Raw genomic sequence first — 3,438 nt, 5'->3', positions numbered from 1 at the left:
TTTTGGCGCGTTTAGCGGCGGCAATTTCTACGATTTCAGTATTAAGCATGGGCTGGATACGCTTAAAATATTCATCAAAACCAGTTTGTATCCATTTGGGCATTTTATTTCCAACACTCAGTATTCTTACTTTCATAATATAGACCACTTTTATAACGGGTTAGATGTAACAAAAAGATTCTGCGCTTAAGATGTTGTAACAAACAGACCTTTTACAAAGCATTTTTTTATGCTTTACTAGCATTTGACAAACAGTTGTTCTTTATTATACTGGTTTTTCTTAATGATAAATCTGTCGATAATATATTAACGCCTCACACTGTGAGGTCTTTATGATAAACCAAAAGACAATTTGCAACATTTTTTAAACGAAAGGAGTCGTTCATGAACCGTACTATATCAAGCCTATTAGCCCTTAGCGCAGGTGCGCTACTCTCAACCTCTGTGTTTGCTGCTTCTTTAAACGGCACGCAGTGGCAAACCATTGATGATAAAACTGGCGAGAAAAAAGCCGTTATTCAATTGACCGAAAGCGGTGGTAAAGTTTCAGGAAAAATCATCAAAGTATTGAATAAAGAAAAGGCAGACGCGCTTTGTACCAAATGTCCTGGCAGCCTAAAAAACAAACCGGTTGAAGGCCTACAGATCCTGTCAGGTCTAAAAGCTGATGGTAATAACCAGTGGAGTGACGGTAAGCTGGTCGACCCTGAGTCGGGAAAAACTTACTCTGGTAAGCTAACCTTGAGTGACAATGGTCAAAGCTTAAAGCTGCGCGGCTATGTCGGCACACCTGTCTTTGGTCGCTCGCAAACGTGGCAGCGCATTAAGTAGTTTTTGCCAGTGTTTTTATAAAAGCAAATTTGTAAAACAAAAAGGATAGCAGATTAATATGTGCTGTCCTTTTTTAGTGCTTTAACGTTAAGCGATTATCCCAACACTCTTATTTTAAAACGCTATCATCTTAAAGCTCGCGAACCATTTTCCTAGTCATCATTTGACATCAGCGGCTTGATGGTTTCTGATACGCCGTCATCACTCTGTTGCTCGTCGTTTTTACTATCCGAGGGCGTAGGTTTTGGAATAATCGTCAATGTCGCATCTGACTCAAAAACAATCGCTTCGATATCATCAAAACTATTCATCCCTTCAGAACGCATCGCGCTTTCTAGCTCTTGACGCGTTAGGCGCTCATTACGCATGGCATCTGGTAAGAATTGCCCTTGATAAAAAACAATCCGCGGCTCCGATAAAATAAGATGACTAAAACTGGCTGAGACAGAAGCATATTTAGTCACTAAAAACTGTAAACAATACAAGGTCACAATAGCGGCGCTGCCTTCGATAAACGGGATTTCTTCGAGTAAAATCGTACTGGCGCTCAAAGAGCCAATCATCACCGTCACAATCCAGTCGAAGTTATTAAGCTGCGAGGTTGAGCGTTTGCCAGATAATTTGGTAATTAACACAATTAACGCATAAACCATGACCGCTGTTAAGATAATGCGCCCAAGTTTTTCTATATTGTCAAAAAGCAGCATGTCCATTATTTGGACTCCTATTAATCATAAAATACTGTCCGCTGTTTTGTCGCTAGTAAATACGGTTTGACTACAAACAGCGTAACGGAATTTCATCATTAATAGGGCAAAAAGTTTGTATGAGGTTGTATTTTTGAGCATTTAGTAGCGAGTTAAGGGCAGCGATGGGCGTTCAATAAATTTATGCTTAACGGCTTTGCTTAGGATTAAGGAGGCGGTTGATCAACAAGATACTAAGACGCGCACTGACTAAGCTCAGCACCAATATCATCACCAACGCCGAAAGCAGCGGTAGCGGCCGCTGTATAGCCATTTCAGTCAATACCTCACGGCTCACGGCATCAAATAAGAAAAACCAAATACCTAAGAAATAAACCACCGTTAGTAGCCAAACCACCGCAACGCCGCCAAACATCAAGCGATTGATTTCTTTTCTATCTAGCGCACGCTGTTGATGCTTAATAAATTTATGCACCGCGATATAAGCGCCGACGATGATGGATACGACAGTGACCAGCTGTGAGTTTAAGGCAACTTTGGTTTGTACCATCATAAATATGGCACTGGCCAAAACATAACCCACCGCAAAGAATCCGATATATGGCGCCATTTTAGGCGGCATTAAGTTTGGATTGCTAGAGGTATTGCCCGCTGTTTGAGTATCTTTTGCTGAACTAAGACGCTTGCTAAGCTGCATTGGTTTGCGTGACATAAAAATAACCTTTATAAAGGGTAAAGCATAGGGTGTTAAAACATATTAAGCATGAACGCTGATTTTTATTAATGTTTTTTATCAATGTGGTCGATATTATCAATGCTGTGCTGTCCAATCTAACATGCTATCTAATACGGTACGGGCAGTATAGGCATTAAGCGCATGATCTGTATTAATCAGTCCGACCACCACATAGTCTTGCCCAGACAACCCTTTAACATAGCCTGCCATCGAGGTGACATTATTTAAGGTACCCGTTTTTATCCAAGCGCGACCGATGGCTTGCGACTTGGGTAAACGGTCACTATGGGCGCTGATGGTGCCACTGACGCCAGCAATGCCTAGCGAGCTCACATAAGCATCAAAGCTTGGTTGGTTGTATGCGTAGGTCAACAGCTCGCTTAAGTTCGCGGCACTGATGCTGCAATCGCGGCAGAGTCCTGAGCCATTGGTCAAGTGCGGCGGCGGAGTAGTTAAGTTGGTTTGCCACCACTGATTGATTGATTGCAGCGCTTGCGGATAGTCGGTCGCGGTTGGCTGACCAAATTGATATAAGCTGATTGCTTGATTGTTAATTGTTTTATCGGTATCAGTGCCTTTCTTATTAACGCTTTCTTGATGCGTGTCTTTTTTATTCACATCTGCTTTATAAGCGCCAATAGAAAGCGCTACTTGTTCGGTCATCACGTTATTAGAGAAGTGATTGATATCATAAATCTGCTGAGTAAGGTTTAAAGAAGGATAGCTGACAATGGGCAAGGGCGACATAGCAATAGCTGCCAAACCATGTGGCGATTTTGTCTGTTTATTGGCAATTTTATTGGCACGATAAGGCGTTTCTTGGCTGATGACCTTACCGCTTAAGGTATTGCCAAGCGTTTGCCATTTAGAAGCAATGACACGGGCGGCAAAATCTTTGGCGTCAGGGTAGGCGACATAAAAGGCATGTTCGCCGCAGCTGTCGGGTAAATTGCTATTGAGTGTTAATTGTGCCGCTTTCCACTGCGGTGCAATACTATAGCGCGCTTGCCCGCAAGCAGCCGAGCGCATATTTATCATGCTGGGCATTTGATAATTTGCCAATTGCGGTGTGTAGGTTAGCTGGGCGCGTGTACTATCTAGCGGATAGCTTTGAATACCGATGCTGCTAAAATTGACCAAAAAACCATCAGGGCTGGCGTTATA

The 3,438-nt window shown here is 42.5% G+C and carries 4 protein-coding genes and 1 pseudogene; 1 reads left to right on the top strand and 4 read right to left on the bottom strand.

Annotated elements, in window-relative coordinates; all coding sequences use genetic code 11:
• Window positions 1-136, bottom strand: a pseudogene (locus tag V7D75_RS11570) (23S rRNA (pseudouridine(1915)-N(3))-methyltransferase RlmH); the annotation flags it as partial.
• Window positions 137-384: 248 nt separating this feature from the next.
• Between V7D75_RS11570 and V7D75_RS11565 the strand changes: the two are divergent.
• A complete protein-coding gene (locus V7D75_RS11565) occupies window positions 385-831 on the top strand; it encodes a DUF2147 domain-containing protein (RefSeq protein WP_144296396.1) in 447 nt (148 codons plus the stop codon).
• A gap of 152 nt (window positions 832-983) precedes the next feature.
• On the opposite strand, the gene V7D75_RS11560 is transcribed toward V7D75_RS11565, so the two are convergent.
• From V7D75_RS11560 to V7D75_RS11550, 3 genes are all read right to left on the bottom strand, one after another.
• Complete coding sequence (locus tag V7D75_RS11560) at window positions 984-1,544, bottom strand: DUF421 domain-containing protein (protein WP_333614675.1); 561 nt, start codon at window positions 1,542-1,544, stop codon at window positions 984-986.
• Window positions 1,545-1,725: 181 nt separating this feature from the next.
• Entirely contained in the window at window positions 1,726-2,250 is a 525-nt protein-coding gene (locus tag V7D75_RS11555; RefSeq protein ID WP_333614674.1) for an ABZJ_00895 family protein, read from the bottom strand.
• 99 nt (window positions 2,251-2,349) lie between these two features.
• The coding region (locus V7D75_RS11550; RefSeq protein WP_333614673.1) for a D-alanyl-D-alanine carboxypeptidase/D-alanyl-D-alanine-endopeptidase at window positions 2,350-3,438 on the bottom strand (1,089 nt) is incomplete at its 5' end.

Origin of the sequence: Psychrobacter sp., from assembly GCF_036731945.1 — a bacterium.
Lineage (GTDB): Bacteria > Pseudomonadota > Gammaproteobacteria > Pseudomonadales > Moraxellaceae > Psychrobacter.
Note: the sequence above shows the minus strand (reverse complement) of the source record. Positions and strands in the feature narration are given on the sequence as shown.

Coding starts and splice junctions, on each gene's coding strand:
- V7D75_RS11555 (WP_333614674.1), bottom strand. CDS start 2,250: ATGTCACGCAAACCAATGCAGCTTAGCAAGCGTCTTAGTTCAGCAAAA.
- V7D75_RS11565 (WP_144296396.1), top strand. CDS start 385: ATGAACCGTACTATATCAAGCCTATTAGCCCTTAGCGCAGGTGCGCTA.
- V7D75_RS11560 (WP_333614675.1), bottom strand. CDS start 1,544: ATGGACATGCTGCTTTTTGACAATATAGAAAAACTTGGGCGCATTATC.